Consider the following 21015-nt stretch of genomic DNA (forward strand, 5'->3'; position numbering starts at 1 on the left):
TCAGGTCGCCCGGAAATCCATCCGGCTGCTCATGAAAAAAACCAATTACAGATGAACAATGACGAACTCTGGAATTTTGCCCGCGCCTGTTATGCAGAGCCTGGCGTGGAAAAGGCGTGTCTTGAGTTGCAGGCGCTAGGGATGGACGTATGCTTGCTGCTCGCCTGCGTCTGGTTGGAAATTCGGGGCATCCAACAAAACGCGCAGCGATTGGAAGACCTGAAACAGCTCAGCAAGGACTGGCAGAGCGCAGTGGTATTGCCCCTGCGAAATCTGCGTCAGGCGTGGCGTGAGCAGGCAGCCATCGACACCGAGCTCGCCAGCTTGCGCCAGCGAGTCAAAACGCTGGAGCTAGACGCCGAACGAACTCAGCTCGATCGCCTTCAGCAGGCAACGCAGCATTGGTTGCGGGAAAACGGTTCTAACAACTGGCTGAACCAGCTATGCACGGGGATCAACGGCGACCCCGATGCATTGCTGACCGTGCTGCGCCGTGCAGCTTCTCAGCTGGATGCCGGCGGGGCGGACTGATCCGCACTGCCGGCCTTGGTTGGTGCGGGCTTGCGTGTGGCAGCAGGCTTGCGCGTTGCAGCGGGCTTGGCAGCGCTGGATGACTTGGTGGAAGCAGGTTTTGGCTTCGCGCGGCTAGTGGCAGGCCTAGCGGGACGTTTCGGAGCGCCACTATCGGCTGCGCCCAAGCCGCTGGGCGCATTAGCCGTGGAGGACTTGCTATCCGCAACTTTTGAGGCTGCTGTTCGGGCGCGGGTTGTGGCTGGCTTGCTCGCCGCCGGGGTCGAGTTGCTGGAAGATTGCTTGGCAGGAGCTGACTTGGTTGATGCTGGCGCAGCCTTGCGTTGCGCTGAAGCCGAACGTGACGGCGTGGCCTTGCTGCGCGATGCCAGTGCTTGCGCCGCAGCCTTTTCAACCTGAGCGACACCTTGCGCCAGGTTCAAGCTCTGCTCGGCGTCGCGCTTAAGGTCAGCCAGGTAACTCAAGGTCTCGTTCTGCCGTGACTGTAGCAAGGCAAGCATGTCATCCAGTTCGGCCAGTTTGGACCGAGCCTTGCTTTGCGCCTTCGACTTGCCAGCATTGCCGGCCTCGTCGAGCTTGGCGCGCGCTTTGATCAGTTTTTCCTGCGTCTTGCCACGCTGCTTTTCAAGCTTGGCCAAGAGGATCTCTGCTTCCTTCTGTGCATCAGTGCAGGCTTTTTCCAGATGCACGACCAGACTTTTCGATAGCTGCTGAAGCAAGTGCAGCGGGGTAGTGACCGCGTTTTTCTTTGCTGGCATGAAAGCGCCTCCTGGCGGGATTGGTGCAGCCATACTAGACGGGCCGCAGCGATCCGCCAACCGATCAGCGAAGCGTGCTACAAGCGATCCTTCGCTCGCAGCTGACCGGCATCGGTCAGGCGGTAGCAGCAGGCTCTTTATGCGCGGTATGCAGTACTTCGATCAGGCAGTCTTCAAGCTCGAAGCGCTCGTGCAGCAATTGGCCCAGACGCTTCAGCTCTTCTGGAAGGCCAGGGCTTTCGAGACAGTCGCCGTTGTCGCACCGGTCATTGAAAGCAACCGCCACCTGGGTAATCGCCTCGATACGAGGATAAATCTGACGCGCCAGATCCAGCCCTCGCTTGTCACCAAAGGCTTCTGCTTCGTTGAGCAGTTGCTCGTAGATCTCGAAATGACCAGCCGACACATAGTCGAGCAAGATTTCGCAGAATTTTTGCAAGGCCGGGCGAGTAGCCGCTTCGGCACCCCCATGCAGCCCTTCGAATGCGTTGATCAATGCGTGGCGTTCCTGCAGCCAGCGGTCGATCAGCAGGTGCACACCTCCCCAGCGTTCCTGGGCGTTCCGACAGCTCTCGAGCATGATGACCTCACTTTCCCTAATCGATGATGCCTGTTGCGCCTTCCGAGACGGTTTTTTGTCTTGGGATATCGGCCTTGGGTGAGTGACAGCGAAATTGGCAGAAAACCGACGCCGCCAGGGCAGACTAAGCTGCGCGGAACGAAGCATCAAGCAGCAAGGATGAATTTCAACTGGCATCACTAGCGTGACCGCTTCGCCCTGCTCATTGACCATCAGGCGGGGCGATCATTCGCCCCGCCTCGACAAAAAGCCTAGTCGCGGCGCAGCAACTGCCAGAAACAGAACAGGGCCATTGCAATGAATGCGAGCAACGTCCACTCCGGGATACTCATTCCGAGCAGTGTCCAAGTAACTTCGGCGCACTCGGCGGTACCGTGAAGCACCAAGCGGGCAATTTCCTGGAACGGCAACGCATCCATCATGTATTCGAGACTGGGCAGGCAGCTCGGCAGCTGATCGGCAGGCATGTTCTGCAGCCATATCTGGCGTATCGCAGTGCCCCCTCCAGCAACCGCGAACAGCAGTGCCATGACCGAGTAAACACGGCGACCGGTCTTGCGTGGGCCATGCAGCGCAGCGACCAGACAAACCAGACCGAAGCCGATAACGCAAATACGCTGAACGATGCACAGCGGGCAGGGAACCAGCCCGACGACGTGCTCGAGATACAGGGCAGCGACCATCATCAACGCGCAGCCGATGAAGGCCAGAAGAAACAGCGAACGTGGGCTGGCCAGGTTCATGGCAACTCCGCAGACAGGAAAAGTTCGCTACGGTAGTGCGGCAGGAGGCGAGCTGCAAGCCATACGCAAATCGCCGCGGCGGCGCGGGACGGGCGTCACTACCCGGGCGCCGCGCCGACTGCCAACCGCTAACTGCTGCTGGTGGTTTGTATCCGGTTGGCGCTGGACTGATCGAGGAGCCCCAACCCTTCTTGGAACAGCCGGTTGCTGCGCTCGTTGTCCCCTAGCTGGGCCAGCAATCGGGCCAGCTCGGCGCAGGTTTCCGGACGGTGTTCGAAGCGCAGGCTGGCCTCGAGATAGTCGCGTGCCTTGCCCCAAAGCGCGTTGCGCATGCTCAGCCGGCCAAGCGCGAGCAGCAGCTCGGCATTCTCGGGATTAGCCTTGAGCCAGCCTTCAGCATTCGCCAGCTGACGTGCAGGGTCCTGACCGCGGACGCGGCCGTAGCGCTCGACCAGGCGATCATCGTACTGTCGCTTGAGCGCTGCGTAGAGCACCTCTTCGGCTTTAGCATCCGCCCCCAAGCGGGACAGACCGTCAGCGTAGGCTCGCACCAGCAGCGACTCACTGCGCAACCCCGACGGTACGGTTTGCCACTTCTGATTGAGGGCCTGCAACGCGTCCTCATTACTGGCTGTCGGGGTTTGACCGCTTTGCTCAATCGCCGCTGTCCAGGCCAGCAATTCAAGCTCACTCAGGCGAGCCGGTGGCAATACGCGGTGCTTGCGCAGCTCGGGTAGCAAACTGCACAAAGCCGACCAGTCTTCGAGCTGAACGTACAGCTGCTGCAACAAGGTCAACACGTAGGGATGACGGGGATGGTCGCTGTGCAGCGCGTTGAGTGTTTCCCGCGCCTCGCCATATTGGCCCCTCGCAATTTGCAGCTGAGCATGGGTCAGGCCAACCGCAAGGCCTGACTCGGGCTCGCGCTCCCTTGCCTTGCGGAGCAGCTCGTCGCTTTGCTCGTGCTCGCCCAGTTCATTGGCGGCACGTGCGGCGCCAAGGTAATGCACCAACGGCTGGTGGTCGTGCTCGGCAGCGGAGCGCAAATGACCCAAGGCTTGAGTCCATTGTCCTTCGGCCAACTCGCGTAAACCGCTGCGTGATGCCTTGCTGACACGACGCTCACGGTGACGACGCGACCACGGATTGACCAGTGCGCCGGACGTGTGCAACAAGCCGAGCACCCAGTGCACCACCATTGTCAACAACCAGAGGCACGCGATCAGACCAAGAAAGATCCAGAAGCTCGACTCGTAGCGGAAGCGGTCATAGCTGATCAGGACATAGCCCGGGTCCTGTGCAATGGCCCAGCCGAGGAACCCGACAATCGCGATAAGCAAGATCAGGACAAAGGCGAATCGCTTCATGCGCGCTGTCCCTCTTCCGCTGACGGCTCATTGGACGCTGGCTCATCGGCTGTCGGCTGGTCAGATTCCGGGGTCGTCTTGTCCGCGGGCTGTGCTGGGCCGCTGTCAGCAGGTGACCCAGCGCTTTCGGACGATTCACGTTTCTGCACATAGGTCTGCAATGCGCGGAGCGCCGGTGAGAGGTCGGGCAGGCTGACCGACACTTGGCGCTTTTTCAGTTCTTCGATACGGTCGCGCAGCCCTCGGCTCTGGCCGTTTTCCTCGCTGAAGTGATCCTTGATCAGCTGCCCCGCCTGATCCAACGATTGCTGGTAGACCTTTTCGTTGCCATTGAGCACGGCCCACTGCGCCTGCTCGATGGCCAGCGACAACGCCAACCGCACCTGCGCCAGACCCTGACCGGCAAGCAGCGGCTTGACGCTATTACCAGCGTCGAAATCGATACGGACATAACGTGTCAGCTCATTTAGCCAACGCTGCCAGCCGCTATCAGCCTGGCCACCTGCGGCCCCTTGACCCTCTTCGAATTCAGGAGCCAGGCCGTTCAGCTGATTGGCCTGACCGCGCAACGCACCAAGCTGGAGAAACAACCCGGTCCGGTCCAGCTCCGGCAGACTGCGCAACGCTTCAAGCCCTTCGAGCAACTGCTGTCGCGCGGCGTACGCCCCCGGATCATCCTGTTTACGCAAGATCAGATCCGCCTCGGCGAGCAGCGATTCGGCGCTGTTCACGTCTTGCATGGCCGACAGACGCAACATCGCCATGCGCAACAGATGCTCGGCTTCGGCGAGCCGCCACTGCTCACGACTGGCCCCAAGAACCTGCTCGACACGCCCCGCCAGGCGCTGCTGATCGCTTTGCAGCTCTGTCAGCAAACGGCGCCGGTCCTCAAGCTGGTCGGCCGAGGGCAGTTGCTCGAGCTTGCCGAGGCGGCTGGCCAGTTGCTCGCTGCGCTCGCCCAACTGGCGGGTTTGTTCGCTCGTAGCCTGTGCCGACTGTTGCTGTTGCTGCTCCTGATCGGCCAGTTGCTGAGTCTGCCAGACGCTGTAGCCCCCTGCTGCCAGACCCGCCAAGCCGACCAGCAGGGCCAGACCGGCCAATCCTTTGCCGCTGCCACGCGCATCGGCGGTGGAACCGGCCGGCGTTTTCGGTGGTGGCGCCTTGGGCGCCTCTTTCGAATCCTTCTGCGGCTCTTTCTTCACAGGGTTTTGAGCGGCGACAGAGTCGTTGCCCTTCGGTTGCTGCGGTGCCTTGTCGGAGTCTACTTCGCTCACGTTTCCATCCTTTGCATCAGGAAGCGGGCCCGGGATTGTCCCGTAGCGCCGCCAGCAAAGCCGCGGTTCCAGCACCACGGCAGTCCACGATTCTTTTGGCGCCCAACGCCTCGGCCATCTCGGCCACACGAGGGCTGGGTACGAACAAGGGTAGTTCACGCAGCATTGACCAATCGAATCCTGCCAACTCGCGTAACGACTGCAAACCCTGCCCACTGCTGACCACCATGGCATTCAGCCGTTCCGAACGAACCAGTTCAATCAACCTGTCGCACGGGTACTCAGGCAGGTATCTCCGGTACAGCTCGAGGCTGTCGACCTGAACGCCACGGCCGCGAAGCGTATCGGCAAGATGTTCACGCCCCCCCTCCCCGCGCAGGATGAGCGCTTTCGGAGCTGCCACGTCTAGCGCCTCGGCCAGTCGCGGCAGCGCCAGCAGCGCTTCGCTATCGTCGCCACTGGCGGGCCAGGACACATCCAGGCCGTATTCTTCAAGAATGGCGCCAGTCGCTGCGCCCACGCTGAACCAAACTGGCCCAACTGGGGGAACTTTCCAATAACGACTGAGCCGCTCCAGGCCCAACCGGGCCGCCGGTTTGCTCACTACCACCACGGCAGCATAACGATCCAGCTCCAGCATGACCTCGCGCTGTTCGGGCGTTTCGTCGAGTGCCTCGATAGCGAACAGGGGCAGGCTGGCACTGTGGATGCCCTGACCCGCCAAGATGGCCGCCAGGGCGGCGCATTCTTCTGCGGGCCGCGTCAGCAAGAGACGCCAGCCGTTCACGCCTTGCCGGCCTCACCATAAATATCCTGAAGGATCTTGCCAGCGCCTTGTTGCAACAATTCTTCTGCGATGCGCACACCGAGCGCTTCGGCTTCGGCATTGGGCGCACGGCCTTCAGCGCGTAGGAGCAAGGCACCATCGGGCTGGCCGACGAGCCCACGCAACCACAGCTGATCGCCTTCGAGTACGGCATAACAGGCGATCGGCACCTGACAGCCTCCATTGAGGTGGCGGTTCAGGGCCCGCTCGGCGCTCACACGGATGGCGGTATGGGGATCGTTCATGCATTGAAGCAGCTGATGCAGCTCGGTATCGCCGGTCCGGCACTCGATCCCGACGGCGCCCTGCCCGCCGGCAGGCAGGCTGTCCTCGACACTGATGCTGGTGCGGATGCGGTCGCCAAAACCCAGGCGGATCAGGCCGGCCGCCGCCAGGATGATTGCGTCGTACTCGCCTGCGTCAAGCTTGGCCAGGCGAGTGTTCACGTTACCGCGCAGGAACTGGATCTTCAGATCGGGGCGACGCGCCAGCAGCTGCGCCTGGCGCCGGAGACTGGAGGTGCCTACGACCGCTGCGGCAGGCAGCGCATCAAAATTTTCATAGTGATTGGAGACGAACGCATCGCGCGGGTCTTCCCGTTCACAGATGCAATACAGGCCGAGCCCCTCGGGGAATTCCATGGGCACGTCCTTCATGGAGTGCACGGCGATGTCCGCTTCGTTCTCCATCAGGGCTGTTTCCAGCTCTTTGACGAAAAGCCCCTTGCCGCCGATCTTTGCCAGCGGCGAATCGAGCAGCTTGTCGCCCCGACTGACCATCGGCACCAGGCTCACCGTGACATGCGGATGAGCGGCTTCCAGGCGCGCCTTGACGTATTCGGCCTGCCACAGGGCCAGGGCACTCTTGCGGGTGGCGATGCGAATTTCGCGGGACATGAACAATTCCAGACAGATGAACTGCCGGCGATGATAACAGGCCAGGAACAGCGATCGGGTTGGCGGGGATCAAGGAAAGCCGTCCGGGGACGGTTGAGCTGGAACGGGGCGCCGGTCCTTAGCGCCAGGCCCGAATCAGAGGTTTTGCATCAGCTTGCGAACACCGGCGACATGGCGGCGGCTTACGGTAAGCGGCTCGCCCTCAAGCCCCTTGAGAAACAGCTGGAAATGTCCAAGGGGGGTGCGCTGCAATCGCTCGATACGGTCGCGATAGACCAGCGCATTGCGGTGAATGCGGACGAAACGCTCGCCGAACTCATCTTCGAGCGCCTTCAACGGCTCATCTAGCAGAACCTCGCCGCCCTCATGGCGCAGGGTGACGTATTTGTGGTCAGCGATGAAATAGATCACCTGAGGCAATGGGATCAGTTCAATGCCCTTGCGGGTCCGTGCGCTGATATGGCTGCGCGGGCCGGTGCCGCTCACCGCCGCAGGACGCGTCAGCGCCGCGAGTTGCACACGATTGGGCCGCTCGGCTTTCTTCAATGCTTCGGCGAGGTGTTCGGGCCGTACCGGCTTGACCAGGTAACCGACCGCGCTCACCTGGAAGGCGTCCAGCGCAAACTCGTCGTGGGCGGTGCAAAAGATCACCGCAGGGGGAGCGTCGCGCTCGCACAGCTTGGCTGCAACCTGGAGGCCATCAAGCCCCGGCATACGGATATCCAGCAACACAACATCGGGACGCAGTTCCTCGATCAGGGACAGCGCCTCTTCGCCATTGGAGGCGGAAGGTTCCAGGACACGATAGCCGTCAAGGTCACCTACCAGTCGGCTGAGGCGCTCGCGGGCTAGAGGTTCGTCATCGACAATCAGCACATTCATACAGTTCTGGCTTCCTGCTTTTGTGTCGCACACGGATAGCGTAGACAGGTGTAGTAACGGGCATTACGCCGCTCCACGCTGAGACTCGCCGCGGGACCGAAAAGTGCCGTTAGTCGTGCGTCTATATTGAGCAGCGCTTGCTGAGTCCCTCTAGATGGCAGTTTTGGCGCCGTCTCATCAAAGGGGTTACTAACCTGCAAATGGAACACGCCATCAGCATAGTACGCCGCCACGCTGACCACCCCGCCCTCGATTCTTGGCTGGATTCCGTGGATAAGCGCGTTTTCCAGAAGCGGCTGCAGGGTCAGCTGGGGAATCGGCAAATCATCCGGTACGGTATCGACCTGCCATTCAACTTTCAGCCGTTCGCCGAGCCGGTACTGCTCGATTGAAAGGTATCGGCGTGACAACTCCAGCTCTTCGCCCCAAGGCACCAGGGTGCCGGGGCGCGCCAGGCTGGCACGGAACAGATCGGACAGGTCGAGCACCGCTTGCTCGGCCTTGGCTGGATCGGTGACCACCAGGCTCGCGATGCTGTTCAGGCTGTTGAACAGAAAATGCGGTCGGATGCGCGCCTGCAATGACTCGATGCGAGCGCGAAGCTCGGCCTGCTCCTGCCGCCGCCATTGGCTCTGCAGATAGAAATAGCGCAGCAGCAGGCCGGACATGATCAGGCTGATCAATGCATGGCGCAGATATAGATTCACCTCGCCGACGCGCGTCAGCGGACCGCCAAGCTGATAGATATCGGCAACCGCCGTGCACGCCAGCGTCAGCCCGACCACCATCGCACAGCAAGCAAGCCCTGCCAGCCAAGCCGGCAATCGCGCCAGCAGCGGTCGCAGCTGACAAGTCAAACCGGCCGACAGCAACATCACCCACTGCACGAACAACGACGCCAGTGCCAGGCGCATCCAGTTGAAACCTGGTTGCATCGGCTCGGCGAGCACCAGCACGAGCACCAGCAATTCGGCGAGCAGCACCAGGCCGAGCAACGCGTCGGGCTGGCAGAGTTCAGGCACGAAGAAGTCATCGACAGGGGCCGCCGGCCGCGTTCGATCGAGTTTATTTGTTCGCATGAATTGAGTTTCCGCGCCGCAGGAGCGCAAAGCAAGGCGAGCCCGGCCGGGCGGCCACTGCCGTTGCGAAGTGGGAGCCGAGTCTATCGACTCGGAACGTTGCAATGATGACGAACGGTCGCCAGTTCCACGCTTCGGCAGTCATGAATGCGGCTGTATCGGCCGATACAAGGTGTTCTACGAGCGATTCGTTTTGGCGCATGATGGCGCAATGCTTGCATCCCATTATCGACCCGCCAATTGTTACCGCTGCCCCAGGAGTTTGAACCGTGCTGCTGTTTTCCTCTCTGCGTAGCCGCTTGCTACGCCCGGTATTCCTGACGCTGTGCGGCGCCGTTCTGGTGCAAGTACTGGTTGCTCTCGCATTGACCCGGGGCACCATCGACGGGCTCGAACAAGACATCGAGCAAAGCCTGGGCGAAGATTCGGCGCGCCTGTTGCAAGCGCTGCGCTCGGCAGATGCCGAAGTCAGGGGCGGGCTTACCAACCTGGCCGAACGCATGACCAGCGATCTGTCCCAGGGACTGACACAGCGATTGACCGAAGAGCAGAATCAGCTGAAAGACGTGCTTGAGCGTCACCTCAAGCAGTCTGGAGACGACCTCGCCACACTACTTGCCGGCGTTGCGCCAGCTGCGATCTGGGACAACGACGTACCGGCGCTGACCGAGTTCGTCAGAATGGCTCACCGCAACCCGGCGGTCGTCTTCGTCGTCTATTTCGATGCCAATGGCAACCAGCTCACTCGGCACTTGAACCGCCAGGATCCCCGAGTCAAAGCACTGCTGGACAAGGGCACCGGACGCACCGCGTTCGACAAGGTACTGTCCGCGGCCGAGAGCGACCCAACGCTCTATCTCGCCAAGACATCGATCAACCCCAAGGGGGCGGACATCGGCCAGGTGATCCTCGGCTTCTCCACCTCAGCGGTGAGCACGGAACTGGCGGCGTTCGACAGCCGATTCCAGACACTGGTCGCCAGCGGAGCGAAGCTGGTGGAAGCCGGTCTCGCAACCACCGCCAGCGACAGCGCAAAAATCATGGCGTCAGGCCTGGCCGCAGCGACGGAGGTGGCACAAAGCATCGAGTCCAATAGCCAGAAGGCAGTGGAGCGCTCCGCGTCGGCGCTGCTTTGGAAAATCAGCGTTGGCCTTGCTGTCATCGGAACACTGCTCCTGCTCGCCGTCACGCTGGTGCTCGGACGCCAGGTACTGCGCCGGCTGGGCCTGCTCAGCACCGCGCTGCGCGACCTTTCGGCCGGCCACGGCGATCTCACCCAGCGCGTGAAGATTCACAGCGCAGACGAGGTGGGCGAGATGGCTGACGCGGTCAATCTGTTCCTGGCCAAGCTCCAGCCGATCGTCCAGGAAGCACGCGCTATCGCCGTACAGACCGGGGCGGAAATCGACACACTGGGCAACCGGAGCCGCTCCGCTGCAGCCGCGGCCGAGCGCCAACGTGACGAGGTCGCCCGAAGCCTACAGGCGTTGGCCGACATGACCCAGCACGCACAGAATGAAAGCCGCGCCATGCAGACTGCACTTGATCAGGTTGCCTCGATTCGCAAGGCCGCGGTAGATAACGAGGCGATTTCCGAGCAGGTGGGCCGTACGATCGAAGCGCTTGGCAGTGGCGTACAGACAAGCGCCTCGGTGATCGAAAAACTGGCCAAGCAGAGCGAACAGATCGAAGTGGTACTGACCGTGATTAAGGGCATCGCCGAGCAGACGAATCTGCTTGCGCTGAACGCTGCCATCGAGGCCGCTCGCGCCGGCGAAAGTGGTCGTGGATTCGCGGTGGTGGCCGATGAAGTGCGAGCGCTCGCCAGCAAGACTCAGCAGTCCACCGGCGATATCCAGGCGCATATCGAAAGCCTGCAACGGGGTGCACGTGACGCCGTCATGGCGATCAACACGGCGGGCAAGCAAGCCGAAAGCGGCGCGGCTTCCCTGGGGAGTAGCCGCGAGCTACAGCGCGCTTTGCAGGCTGCCGTCGAGCAAGTGCACCAGGTCGTAAGGGAGGCAACCAAAGGCGCAGAACACCAAGCCAGCACCGCAACGGCCGTGCGCGAGCGGGTCGAAGTCATCTTGACCGAAGCCGAGCGATCCGCCGACGCGGTGACTGCAACCGCGGCCAGCGGTAAGGAACTGGGCGTGCTTGCGCAGAGGCTCGAAGCCAGTCTCGGCCAGTTCAAGGCCTGATAAAGCCGCTCGCTGCGGAGCGCCAGCACGGAAGCCGCGCGTAACCCTGTTATTATTCGGGCCCTCCAATTTGCCCATCCGATTCAGCGAGCGCATACATGAGCACCGACAAGACCAACCAGTCCTGGGGCGGCCGTTTCAGCGAGCCCGTCGACGCCTTCGTCGCCCGATTCACCGCCTCCGTCGAGTTCGACAAGCGCCTCTACCGCCACGACATCATGGGTTCGATCGCCCACGCGACGATGCTGGAAAAGGCGGGCGTGCTGAACGCCGATGAGCGCGACCAGATCATCGCCAATCTGAAAGACATTCAGGGCGAGATCGAGGCCGGAAAATTCGACTGGCGCGTCGACCTGGAAGACGTGCACATGAACATCGAAGCACGCCTGACCGATCGCATCGGCGTGACCGGCAAAAAACTGCACACAGGGCGTTCGCGCAACGATCAGGTCGCGACCGACATCCGTCTGTGGCTGCGCGATGAAATCGACCTGATCCTCGGCGAAATCACACGACTGCAAGAGGGCCTGCTAGGCCTGGCCGAAGCAGAAGCGGACACCATCATGCCCGGCTTCACGCACCTGCAGACCGCGCAGCCGGTGACCTTCGGCCATCACCTGTTGGCCTGGTTCGAGATGTTATCGCGCGACTACGAGCGCCTGGTCGACTGCCGCAAGCGCACCAATCGCATGCCGCTAGGCTCGGCCGCGCTGGCCGGCACGACTTACCCGATTCAGCGCGAGATCACCTGCGAACTGCTGGGTTTCGAGGCCATCTCCGGTAACTCGCTGGACGGCGTCTCGGATCGCGACTTCGCCATCGAATTCTGCGCCGCCGCCTCAGTGGCGATGATGCACCTGTCGCGCTTCTCCGAAGAGCTGGTGCTCTGGACCAGCGCGCAGTTCCAGTTCATCGACCTGCCTGACCGCTTCTGCACCGGCAGCTCGATCATGCCGCAGAAGAAGAACCCGGACGTACCGGAACTGGTACGCGGCAAGACCGGACGGGTGTTCGGCGCGCTCGCTGGCCTGCTGGTGCTAATGAAAGGCCAGCCACTCGCGTATAACAAGGACAATCAGGAAGACAAGGAGCCGCTGTTCGACGCCGCCGACACCCTGCGCGACTCGTTGCGCGCTTTTGCCGATATGGTCCCTGCGATCAAACCCAAGCGCGAAATCATGCGTGAAGCCGCGCTGCGTGGTTTCTCCACAGCAACCGATCTGGCCGACTACTTGGTGCGCAAGGGCCTGCCCTTCCGTGATTGTCACGAGATCGTTGGCCATGCGGTGAAGTACGGACTGGAGAGCGGCAAGGACCTGGCTGAAATGAGCCTCGCCGAGCTGCGCCAATTCAGCGACCAGATCGGTGAAGACGTCTTCGCCGTGCTGACCCTGGAAGGGTCGGTGAATGCCCGCGATCACGTCGGCGGTACGGCACCCAGGCAGGTTCGCGCAGCCGTTCAGCGCGGCCGTGAATTGCTGGTCACTCGCTGAGCCAAGTCACCTGGGCAGGCGCGAGGCGGCTCGTGCCTGTCAGACCGGAGAGTTTTCATGTCGTTGAACATTCGCCCCGCCAGCCGCGATGATGCCGCGCTGATCCTGCGCTTTATCACCGAGCTGGCAATCTATGAGCGCGCCGAGCATGAAGTGAAAACCGATGTCGCGGGCATCGAGTCCAGCCTGTTCGCCGAAGATGCCAGCGCCAGTGCGCTGATCTGCGAGCGCGACGGTCAGCCGATCGGCTATGCGGTGTATTTCTTCAATTACTCGACGTGGCTCGGCCGCAATGGCCTTTATCTCGAAGATCTTTACGTCACACCCGAGGCCCGGGGCACCGGTGCAGGCAGGGCGTTGCTCCAATATCTGGCGCGCTTGGCAGTGTCGCGTGGCTGTGGGCGCTTCGAGTGGTCGGTGTTGGACTGGAACGAACCGGCCATCCAGTTTTACGAATCACTGGGTGCGCGTCCTCAGGATGAATGGACCACCTATCGCCTGACCGGTGAAGCGCTACAGGCGTTGGCGGAGCAGGCCTGAGATTGACACGAGCGGGAACTCGACCGGTCGGATGGCGCCAAACGCCTTGACGCCCGAGATTGCTCCCGCTTATGCCCGACCTCAAAACGTTGCTGCTCAATCAGGACACCCAAGGTGCCGAAGTATTCGACTCACCTAAGGAGCGCCTGAACTTCTATCGCTCGGAAATCCACTTCGAGTCGACGCTGCTGGCCAGCCGCACCAGCGGCTACCTGTCTTCGCAGTCGTTTCTGATGATCGCCTTCGCCTCGTCCATGGCCAACACTAATCCCGACTGGGGAAGCCTGTTCCGTCTGGTGGTGCCGAGCGTCCTGGCGCTGCTTGGACTGCTCACTTCGCTGCATGCGATACCCGGCATTCGCGCGAGCTTCGACGTGATCGAGCGCTGGCATCGCAAGCAAGCCGAGCTGCTGCAGACCGAAGGCAATGCCGGCCTGCTGCCCAACCAGGATTCTGCTCTGTTCGGTGAAGGCAATAGCCCGCCGGGCGGGAAGCGCTACAAACGTACACTGCTGTTCTCGCTGCGCACGCCCATCATTTTTGGCGCCGTATGGGCGCTACTGGGCGCGTTCTGCATCGTTCTGTATTTCTTCGGCTGATCAAAGCCAGTCGCGGAACTTGAACCAGGCATAGGGGATGATGGCTGAAATCACCATCATCCCAAGGGCCATCGGATAGCCAAACGACCAACTGAGCTCGGGCATGCTCTCGAAGTTCATGCCATATACCGTGCCCACCAGCGTTGGCGGCAGGAACAGTACCGCCGCAATGGAAAACACCTTGATGATGGCGTTCTGTTCAATATTGATCAGGCCCAGCGTGGCGTCGAGCAGAAAAGCGATATCGCCCAACAGCCGTGCCTGATGCTCCCCAAGCGAACGCACGTCACGCTCCAGCGCCTTCAGCAGGCCCTTGGCGGCACCCTGCCTGGGCTCGTTAGCATGCAGGCGATAAAACGCCAACAGACGGGTTGAGCTGAACAAGCTTTCGCCCAGCTGCGACAGGAGCGAACGGTGCTGCCCCAGCTGCTGGATGATCTGCTGCAGGTCCGTGCGCTGCTCCTTTCGCACGTCGAAGATGCACCTCGACAAGGTCTGAAGCTGGACCTGAACGCTTTCCAGCACGTCGGCAATGCGATCAACCACAGCGTCCGCCAGGGCGAGAAAGATCTGATGACTGGATGAATAGGTCGACGGCTGCCGAGAACTCTTCGTCTCGAACTGCCGGAACGCACTGAGCTCGGTATAGCGAACGGTCACCAGGCAACGCTTGGTCAGGACAAAGGTGACTTCGGCATTTTCCGGCCGCCGATCGGCGATCCCCATCACCACCGTTGTGGTCATGAAGATGGCGCCATCCTCATCGTAGAAGCGCGACGAGTCTTCAATTTCGGCGAGTTCTTCGCGGGTCGGAATGTCCAGCCCCAACGACGATTCGATAAAACGCTCTTCCTGCGAATCAGGCGACAGCAGATCGGCCCACAGCATATTGTCAGGGAGCGTCTGCAGATTTTCGGCAACGCGCCGCACCAGCGCGCCGTTTTCAAGACAGTGAAAGATGATCATTGCTGTAGTCGTGTTCTCGATAAGTCATAGTAAGAGTAGAAACCGACCCAAGCGAAGCGTTCAGCCGGCCTTTTCCGCCTGAAGCCAGCTTGCCGGTAGTCACCTCAACACGCTATCGAGAACTTCCCTGACGAGAGTTGCGACATGACCGATGCCACGTCCGATGATGATGAAACCTTTGCCGAGGAAACGCTGATCCAGGCAATCGAAAACCAGCTTGAAGCCGGGGAACCCGCCGCTGCCCAGGCTACGCTGAACAAACTGACACTGGTTGGCTACGAGCGCGACGAGATCCTCAAGCTGATGGCGCTCGTGCTCGCCGGGGAGATCCGGCAGATGCTCGAGCAAGACCGCCCGTTCGACATCGAAGGGTACGAAACGCAGCTGCGCAACCTACCCGACCTAGCCGAATAGTCTTAGACGGCGGCAGGCGCGCACGTAACATCTACACTTCCGCAAACAGGGCCAACGCCCATCATCCGAGGAGCAGACATGTCCTACACCCCAGAAGTGGTAGCCGAGCTGGAAATTCTTCGCCTGTTCAACCTCGACAACTCACTCGAAGGCCTGAAAGTCCACCACGACGCCGGCGACGCGGCGATCGCTGCCGCCCAGCGCCTGCATAGCAAAGGTCTGACAACCCTACCCGACGGCGGCTACCTGACGAGCCTTGGACGCGATGCCGCTGAGCATGCCCAAGTGCTGCTAACAATTCTCACTGAGCCCGTTCCGGCTTAAGCTTGAGGCGACCAAAGCCTAGCCGAGCACGCCATTTACCGGTTTGACCACCGCACAGGCGCTCGGCTATCACCCGTTTCTTGCAGCTGCGGCTTTCGCTGACCCGTGCTAGTTTTCGCCCTTCGCCTCGATCAACATGTCGGACAACATCGTTTGCCTGAACCAATCTCCACATGACGCGCCACCAGGAAATCCGCCCAATCCTTGAAGAGGGAATCGATCGCAAGGTGCTCGCTGCGCTTCGCGCTCGCTTTCTTTCATTGAATGCCGCACGCCTGGAACGCACCCGGCTCGTCATGTCGTCCCGCCAACAGGCGGTGCTCACACTGTTGCCGCTGCTTTTCCACGTAAACCATCCGATCCTGCCGGGTTACGTTTCCAGCACTACACCAGCCGGACTGGCAGGGTTCGAGCCCGACGCCGGAACATTGGCTGAAGCTCAGCGCCTGAGCCGCTCGTTCACCTACAAGCCACTGCGCGGTAAGCCGCCGCAGCCGATTCTCGGCCTGTTTCTCATGGGCAGTCTTGGCACCGTTGCGCAGGACGACCAAAGCGACCTGGATGTCTGGGTTTGCCATGATCCGGATCTGTCTGCACAGCAACTCAGCGAACTGCAACGCAAATGCGAGCTGCTACAGGGATGGGCCGCGACTCAAGGTAGCGAGGCGCATTTTTTCCTGGTCGATCCGGTCCGCTTCACTCAGGGCGCCCGCGAAGCCAAGCTGACCTCCGATGACTGCGGGACCACTCAACACTATCTGCTGCTTGATGAGTTTTACCGCACCGCGATCTGGTTGGGCGGACGCACCCCACTCTGGTGGCTAGTGCCTGATTACGAAGAGCACCGCTACCGCGACTACGTGCGCACTCTGCTGGACAAACGCTTCGTGCGCAGCGACGAGGTGTTGGATTTGGGCAGTCTCGCCAGCATCCCGCCCGGCGAATACCTCGGTGCCGGCTTGTGGCAGCTGTACAAGGCCATTGAGTCGCCCTACAAGTCGCTGTTCAAGCTGCTGCTGATTGAGGTCTACGCCAGCGAGCATCCTCAGGTGCGCTGCCTTAGCCTCGACTTCAAGCAGGCTGTGTATGCCAATCGACTCGATCTGGACGAGCTCGATCCTTACATCGTCGCCTACCGCAGAATCGAGCACTACCTCGACAGCCGCGGCGATCAGGAACGCCTCGCACTGCTGCGGCGCTGTCTATACCTGAAGGTCAACAAGCCCCTCAGCCAGCCCTTCAACGGCCGAAACAAAAGCTGGAAAAGGCGGTTGCTTGAGCGCCTGGTGGCGGAATGGAAATGGGATGATCGACAGTTTGCCCAACTCGACGCACGTAGCCAGTGGAAGGTGCGGCGGGTCGTCGAGGAACGCCGAGCACTGGTCAACGAACTGACCTACGGCTACCGATTCCTCAGTGAATTTGCGCGACGCCTGCAGATCACCAGCAGCATCAACGGACGGGATTTCGGTGTGCTTGGCAGGCGCCTGCATGCCGCGATCGAACGCAAGGCGGGCAAGGTTGAAGCCATCAACCTGGGCATCGCGCCCGACCTGGCAGAGCACAGCCTGACCCTCATGCAGGGCTATGACGCCGCGGACGACGTCTACTGGGCGCTTTACGAAGGCAACCTGAATGCCCAACAGCTCAGCAATTTTTCGCCGCTCAAGCGCTCCCGCGAGCTGGTTCCACTTTTAGCCTGGTGCCATCGCAACGGCATTATCGATACGGCCACGCATGTCGCTCTGCACCCCGGCGACAGCGGCCTGACGGAAGCCGAGCTGTTCGCGCTGTTGACCGATATCCGCCAGGCATTCCCAATGCCGCCTCAGGCACTGGCTGACGAAGCGCTGTTGGTCGCGGCGAGCCCCGTCAAGGTCCTGCTGCTGGTCAACGTCGGTCTTGACCCGCTGAACCCACAGCAACCCCTATCGTTCGACGAGCTAACCGAATCGCTGCGGCATGCCGTTACCCGAGACAATCTGGTGCTGAGCGTCGACCAACTGACACTGAACAGCTGGAGCGAACTGATCGCGACGCGCTATGAAGGCACCTCCCCTTTGCCGGATTGCCTGCGTGACTTCTTGCAGGAACTGCCGATTCGTGGCGAGCGGCCCGACCTGCAAATACGCTGCTTCAGCCGAAATGCCGGCATGGCACTCGCGCGACGTATCAACACCGTTTTTACCGACGCCCAAACGTTGCTCGACGAGCCGGGAGAGAGCCGTTACCTGCTGCAGGTCCGCCAGCACTACCACCTGCTGGATCTGGTGAGCGGAAATGTCCGGCACACCACATTGAGCGACATGCCCGCATTGCTGGAACATCTCGGTGAGGCTCATCACAGCGTGCGGCCCATCCGCGTGGAGCGACACGCGCTCGAAGGGACCGACCTGCCGTTGATTCTTGGACAAGCCAGGGCACACTGCCTGCAAGTTTTCTATCGCGTTCAGGGAAGCCTGGCGGAAATCACCGTTCTGGATGAATTCAACGCGCTCTGGCGCCAGCAACAGCCCTATCGAGACGAGCAGAGTCTGCTGACACCCTTGCTGCGGTTTTTGCAGTCGGTGAGTTACCGGCGCAACACCCAGCTTCCATTCGAAGAGAGCCGGCTGGCAGCGATGGATATTCTGTTCTACCGGCTCATGACACCGGCAGCGGGCGAGACAGTGAACATCGAGCGGAGACCGCCGCCACGGGAAAACATCGGCGATCCTTACTATGACGTGCAGGCAATCGTCGAACACAGCGAACGAGGCCGCTCACGGGTGACCCTGTACTGCAACCATCAGGAGTTTTCGAGCCTGGAATATGGCGCCGAGCTGTTCGCCGCAGTCGCGCATTTCATTCTTGCGCAGCGACGCGGCGCCGAGCGCTACCCCTGTTATATAACCGACCTCGACATGTCCGGCCTGCATGGCACTGGCCGCGCCCAAACTGTTCAGCACCTGCGCTACAAAGCGCACCTGGAGGCAGCGCTCAACCAGGCGCTGAAGTCGCTCTGATCCGTCCCGGTGCAAGAGCGGACGTGGTCACGACGCCCTCAGAGAGTGACGTCGCCCGCCGCTTCCGGCTGATATTCGACAGCCAGCAGGGTCAGCTTGAGTACCTTGCCGCTGGGCGTCGGCCAATCGATGTGCTGCCCCACCGTCATGCCTAACAGCGCTGTGCCTACCGGTGCCAGGACCGAGACAGTACCTTCCTTGCCGGCATCCTGAGGAAACACCAATGTCAGATGGTAGTCCTTGCCGACACCCTCCTCGCGACAATGGACGCGGGAATTCATAGACACCACGCCAGCGGGCAGCTCGCTGCGCTCGACCACCTGGGCGCGGGACAACTCTTCCTCGAGTGCCTCGGCGGCCGGACCGTAGTCAGCCAGGCCGTCGAGCAAACGCTCGAGCCGCTGGAGATCGGGTTGAGTGATGATGATGGGCGGTGCGCTGGTCATGGGTGCGGGTAAGCTCCTAGAAAATTAAACAGACAAAAAAACAAAACCCCGCCCGAAGGCGGGGTTATTTAACCTGCAACCGACCCTATCACAGCTCATTAAATAAGCAAGGGTGCCGGAATCATGGCTTGGGCCTGCCGCCCGCCACCCTTACAGGTCTTCGAATTCCAGCGCCTCGCCGCCCTGCTCCTGAGTCACCCGGGACAAAAGCTCACCGAGACGTTCATCGTTGGCATCGCAGATCCACAGCGAGGTCGACTCGTCATAGTCGAAATGAAAACCACCGGAACGCGCCGCCACCCACAACTGGCGCAGCGGGGGCTGACGGCTGAAAATCAACTGGGTGCCGTTCTCGAAACGCACGGTCAGCACGCCACCGGAATTCTCCAGGTCGACGTCCATTCCGCTGTGATCGAACACGTCCTCGATTTCCTCCTGCGCAGCGTCAACAAGATCGTGAAAGCGGGCTTCGCTCAGGCTCATGAATCGATTTCCTCGGTACGGGTTGCATGGCGGCAACGGGGCCGCCGACGATGCTGGCGAGCTTAGCAGGCCACCGCCGCGTCTAGCGAGCGGCTGTCCGGGCAGAGGTCCAAGGTGGGACCGGCGAGCGCGGCCACATAGGCAATCCGACGGGTGCTGGGTATACTCCGGCCCATCGATTTTTCTAGGATTGCACCCCAATGAAGCGTCTGCTGCTTCCACTCATCGCACTGGCGGTTCTCGCTTCCGCGCTAACCGGCTGCGGCCAGAAAGGCCCGCTCTACCTTCCGGACGACGAGGCAACTGCCAAAGAACGTTCCAAAGACCGATTCGAACTGTAAGGAGGCATTCATGGAGGCCTTCTCGTACCGCGACGGTCAGCTCTTCGCGGAGGGCGTGGCGTTGCCCGCTCTCGCGCAACGCTTCGGCACCCCCACCTACGTCTATTCTCGGGCTCACATCGAGGCGCAGTACCGCGCCTATGCCGACGCGCTGCAAGGCATGCCGCATCTGGTCTGTTTTGCGGTCAAAGCAAACTCCAACCTTGGCGTGCTCAACGTACTGGCCCGCTTGGGTGCCGGCTTCGACATCGTTTCGCGTGGCGAACTGGAGCGCGTACTGGCGGCCGGTGGTCAGCCTGACCGCATCGTGTTCTCGGGCGTAGGCAAGACCCGCGACGACATGCGCCGCGCGCTGGAAGTCGGTGTGCACTGCTTCAACGTCGAGTCCACCGACGAGCTTGAGCGCCTGCAGCAGGTTGCCGCCGAGCTGGGCGCAGTGGCACCGGTCTCGCTACGGGTCAATCCGGACGTCGATGCTGGGACCCACCCGTACATCTCCACGGGCCTCAAGGAAAACAAGTTCGGCATCGCCATTGCCGACGCCGAGGAGGTCTATGCCCGCGCTCACGAGCTGAGCAACCTAGAAGTTGTTGGCGTCGATTGCCACATCGGCTCGCAGCTCACCACGCTGCCGCCATTCCTTGATGCACTCGACCGTTTGCTCGCCTTGATCGACCGCCTCGCCGTGCGTGGCATCCGTATTCGCCATCTGGATCTGGGCGGCGGGCTGGGCGTTCGCTATCGCGAGGAGCAGCCCCCGCTGGCCGGCGACTACATCCAGGCCGTGCGCAAGCGCATCGACGGGCGCGATTTGGCGCTGGTGTTCGAACCCGGCCGCTCTATAGTCGCCAACGCCGGTCTGCTGCTGACCCGTGTTGAATACCTCAAGCACACCGAGCACAAGGATTTCGCCATCGTCGATGCGGCGATGAACGACCTGATCCGCCCGGCGTTGTACCAAGCCTGGATGGATGTCGTACCGGTGCAGCCGCGCGAGGGCGAGGCGCGTCACTACGACATCGTCGGCCCGATCTGCGAAACCGGAGACTTTCTCGCCAAGGAGCGCCCGCTGGTGCTGGCTGAAGGTGACCTGTTGGCGGTCCGTTCGGCCGGTGCCTATGGTTTCGTCATGAGCTCGAACTACAACACCCGTGGCCGCGCAGCCGAGGTGCTGGTTGACGGCGACGAAGCCTACGAAGTGCGCCGCCGCGAAAGCGTGCAGGAGCTTTATGCCGGCGAAAGCCTGCTGCCTGCCTGAGGCCACGAC

Annotated in this window: 21 protein-coding genes and 2 pseudogenes; 11 read left to right on the forward strand and 12 right to left on the reverse strand. The window is 61.3% G+C overall.

Annotation, left to right across the window (positions count from 1 at the left end; genetic code table 11):
* Nucleotides 1-51 precede the first annotated feature (51 nt).
* Complete coding sequence (locus ACQKIK_RS20630; RefSeq protein WP_499137300.1) at nt 52-531, forward strand: TIGR02444 family protein; 480 nt, start codon at nt 52-54, stop codon at nt 529-531.
* Here ACQKIK_RS20630 and ACQKIK_RS20635 read toward each other — a convergent pair.
* The 9 genes from ACQKIK_RS20635 to ACQKIK_RS20675 form a co-directional block, all read right to left on the reverse strand.
* Nucleotides 504-1289, reverse strand: a complete 786-nt coding sequence (locus ACQKIK_RS20635) for an AlgP family protein (RefSeq protein WP_499137301.1) — start codon at nt 1287-1289, stop codon at nt 504-506. The genes ACQKIK_RS20630 and ACQKIK_RS20635 overlap by 28 nt on opposite strands.
* Before the next feature lie 115 nt (nt 1290-1404).
* Nucleotides 1405-1869 carry an Rsd/AlgQ family anti-sigma factor gene (locus ACQKIK_RS20640; protein ID WP_046162925.1) on the reverse strand — a complete coding sequence of 155 codons (465 nt, stop codon included), beginning with the start codon at nt 1867-1869 and terminating at the stop codon, nt 1405-1407.
* Nucleotides 1870-2120: 251 nt separating this feature from the next.
* The gene (locus tag ACQKIK_RS20645) at nt 2121-2612 is read right to left on the reverse strand and encodes a disulfide bond formation protein B (RefSeq protein WP_045430867.1); all 492 of its coding nucleotides are present in this window, start codon (nt 2610-2612) and stop codon (nt 2121-2123) included.
* Between the two features lie 128 nt (nt 2613-2740).
* On the reverse strand, nt 2741-3979 hold the full coding sequence (locus ACQKIK_RS20650) for a heme biosynthesis HemY N-terminal domain-containing protein (RefSeq protein ID WP_499137302.1): 1239 nt from the start codon (nt 3977-3979) through the stop codon (nt 2741-2743).
* A complete protein-coding gene (locus ACQKIK_RS20655; RefSeq protein WP_499137303.1) occupies nt 3976-5253 on the reverse strand; it encodes a uroporphyrinogen-III C-methyltransferase in 1278 nt (425 codons plus the stop codon). Before ACQKIK_RS20655 ends, ACQKIK_RS20650 begins: the two co-directional genes overlap by 4 nt.
* 16 nt (nt 5254-5269) lie before the next feature.
* Complete coding sequence (locus tag ACQKIK_RS20660; protein ID WP_499137304.1) at nt 5270-6040, reverse strand: uroporphyrinogen-III synthase; 771 nt, start codon at nt 6038-6040, stop codon at nt 5270-5272.
* Nucleotides 6037-6975 (reverse strand): hydroxymethylbilane synthase, encoded by a 939-nt coding sequence (hemC, locus tag ACQKIK_RS20665; protein ID WP_499137305.1) that lies wholly within the window; start codon nt 6973-6975, stop codon nt 6037-6039. The genes ACQKIK_RS20660 and hemC overlap by 4 nt, the downstream gene beginning before the upstream one ends.
* 135 nt (nt 6976-7110) lie before the next feature.
* Nucleotides 7111-7857 carry a LytR/AlgR family response regulator transcription factor gene (locus ACQKIK_RS20670; protein ID WP_045430882.1) on the reverse strand — a complete coding sequence of 249 codons (747 nt, stop codon included), beginning with the start codon at nt 7855-7857 and terminating at the stop codon, nt 7111-7113.
* On the reverse strand, nt 7854-8936 hold the full coding sequence (locus ACQKIK_RS20675; protein ID WP_499137306.1) for a sensor histidine kinase: 1083 nt from the start codon (nt 8934-8936) through the stop codon (nt 7854-7856). Before ACQKIK_RS20675 ends, ACQKIK_RS20670 begins: the two co-directional genes overlap by 4 nt.
* Before the next feature lie 1040 nt (nt 8937-9976).
* Between ACQKIK_RS20675 and ACQKIK_RS20680 the strand changes: the two are divergent.
* From ACQKIK_RS20680 to ACQKIK_RS20700, 5 genes and pseudogenes are all read left to right on the forward strand, one after another.
* Nucleotides 9977-10279, forward strand: a pseudogene (locus ACQKIK_RS20680) (HAMP domain-containing protein); the annotation flags it as partial.
* On the forward strand, nt 10253-11137 hold the full coding sequence (locus ACQKIK_RS20685) for a methyl-accepting chemotaxis protein (RefSeq protein ID WP_499137401.1): 885 nt from the start codon (nt 10253-10255) through the stop codon (nt 11135-11137). The pseudogene ACQKIK_RS20680 and the gene ACQKIK_RS20685, both read left to right, overlap by 27 nt.
* 98 nt (nt 11138-11235) lie before the next feature.
* Nucleotides 11236-12630, forward strand: coding sequence for an argininosuccinate lyase (gene argH / locus ACQKIK_RS20690; protein WP_499137307.1), 1395 nt, complete (start codon nt 11236-11238; stop codon nt 12628-12630).
* Between the two features lie 57 nt (nt 12631-12687).
* Nucleotides 12688-13170 (forward strand): GNAT family N-acetyltransferase, encoded by a 483-nt coding sequence (locus ACQKIK_RS20695; RefSeq protein ID WP_499137308.1) that lies wholly within the window; start codon nt 12688-12690, stop codon nt 13168-13170.
* Nucleotides 13171-13241: 71 nt separating this feature from the next.
* Entirely contained in the window at nt 13242-13769 is a 528-nt protein-coding gene (locus tag ACQKIK_RS20700; RefSeq protein WP_045430898.1) for a hypothetical protein, read from the forward strand.
* Here the strand turns inward: ACQKIK_RS20700 and ACQKIK_RS20705 are convergent, their stop codons facing one another.
* Nucleotides 13770-14735, reverse strand: coding sequence for a magnesium transporter CorA family protein (locus tag ACQKIK_RS20705; RefSeq protein WP_463307546.1), 966 nt, complete (start codon nt 14733-14735; stop codon nt 13770-13772). It abuts the gene before it with no gap.
* 156 nt (nt 14736-14891) lie between these two features.
* Between ACQKIK_RS20705 and ACQKIK_RS20710 the strand changes: the two are divergent.
* The 3 genes and pseudogenes from ACQKIK_RS20710 to ACQKIK_RS20720 all read left to right on the forward strand — a co-directional run.
* Nucleotides 14892-15149 (forward strand): annotated as a pseudogene (locus ACQKIK_RS20710) (hypothetical protein); the annotation flags it as partial.
* A gap of 78 nt (nt 15150-15227) precedes the next feature.
* Nucleotides 15228-15473 (forward strand): TIGR02647 family protein, encoded by a 246-nt coding sequence (locus tag ACQKIK_RS20715; RefSeq protein ID WP_045430907.1) that lies wholly within the window; start codon nt 15228-15230, stop codon nt 15471-15473.
* A 173-nt stretch (nt 15474-15646) separates the two neighbouring features.
* A complete protein-coding gene (locus tag ACQKIK_RS20720) occupies nt 15647-18478 on the forward strand; it encodes a class I adenylate cyclase (RefSeq protein ID WP_499137309.1) in 2832 nt (943 codons plus the stop codon).
* 38 nt (nt 18479-18516) lie between these two features.
* Here ACQKIK_RS20720 and rnk read toward each other — a convergent pair whose 3' ends face one another.
* Nucleotides 18517-18924, reverse strand: coding sequence for a nucleoside diphosphate kinase regulator (rnk, locus tag ACQKIK_RS20725; RefSeq protein WP_045430914.1), 408 nt, complete (start codon nt 18922-18924; stop codon nt 18517-18519).
* A 150-nt stretch (nt 18925-19074) separates the two neighbouring features.
* Nucleotides 19075-19407: an iron donor protein CyaY gene (gene cyaY, locus ACQKIK_RS20730; RefSeq protein ID WP_045430917.1), complete on the reverse strand. Its 333-nt coding sequence runs from the start codon at nt 19405-19407 to the stop codon at nt 19075-19077.
* 200 nt (nt 19408-19607) lie between these two features.
* On the opposite strand from cyaY, the gene lptM reads away from it, so the two are divergent.
* On the forward strand, nt 19608-19748 hold the full coding sequence (gene lptM, locus ACQKIK_RS20735) for an LPS translocon maturation chaperone LptM (RefSeq protein ID WP_019341253.1): 141 nt from the start codon (nt 19608-19610) through the stop codon (nt 19746-19748).
* 10 nt (nt 19749-19758) lie between these two features.
* Entirely contained in the window at nt 19759-21006 is a 1248-nt protein-coding gene (lysA, locus tag ACQKIK_RS20740) for a diaminopimelate decarboxylase (RefSeq protein ID WP_064481348.1), read from the forward strand.
* Nucleotides 21007-21015 lie beyond the last annotated feature (9 nt).

Origin of the sequence: Pseudomonas sp. NPDC047961 (genome assembly GCF_050272435.1) — a bacterium.
Lineage (GTDB): Bacteria > Pseudomonadota > Gammaproteobacteria > Pseudomonadales > Pseudomonadaceae > Stutzerimonas.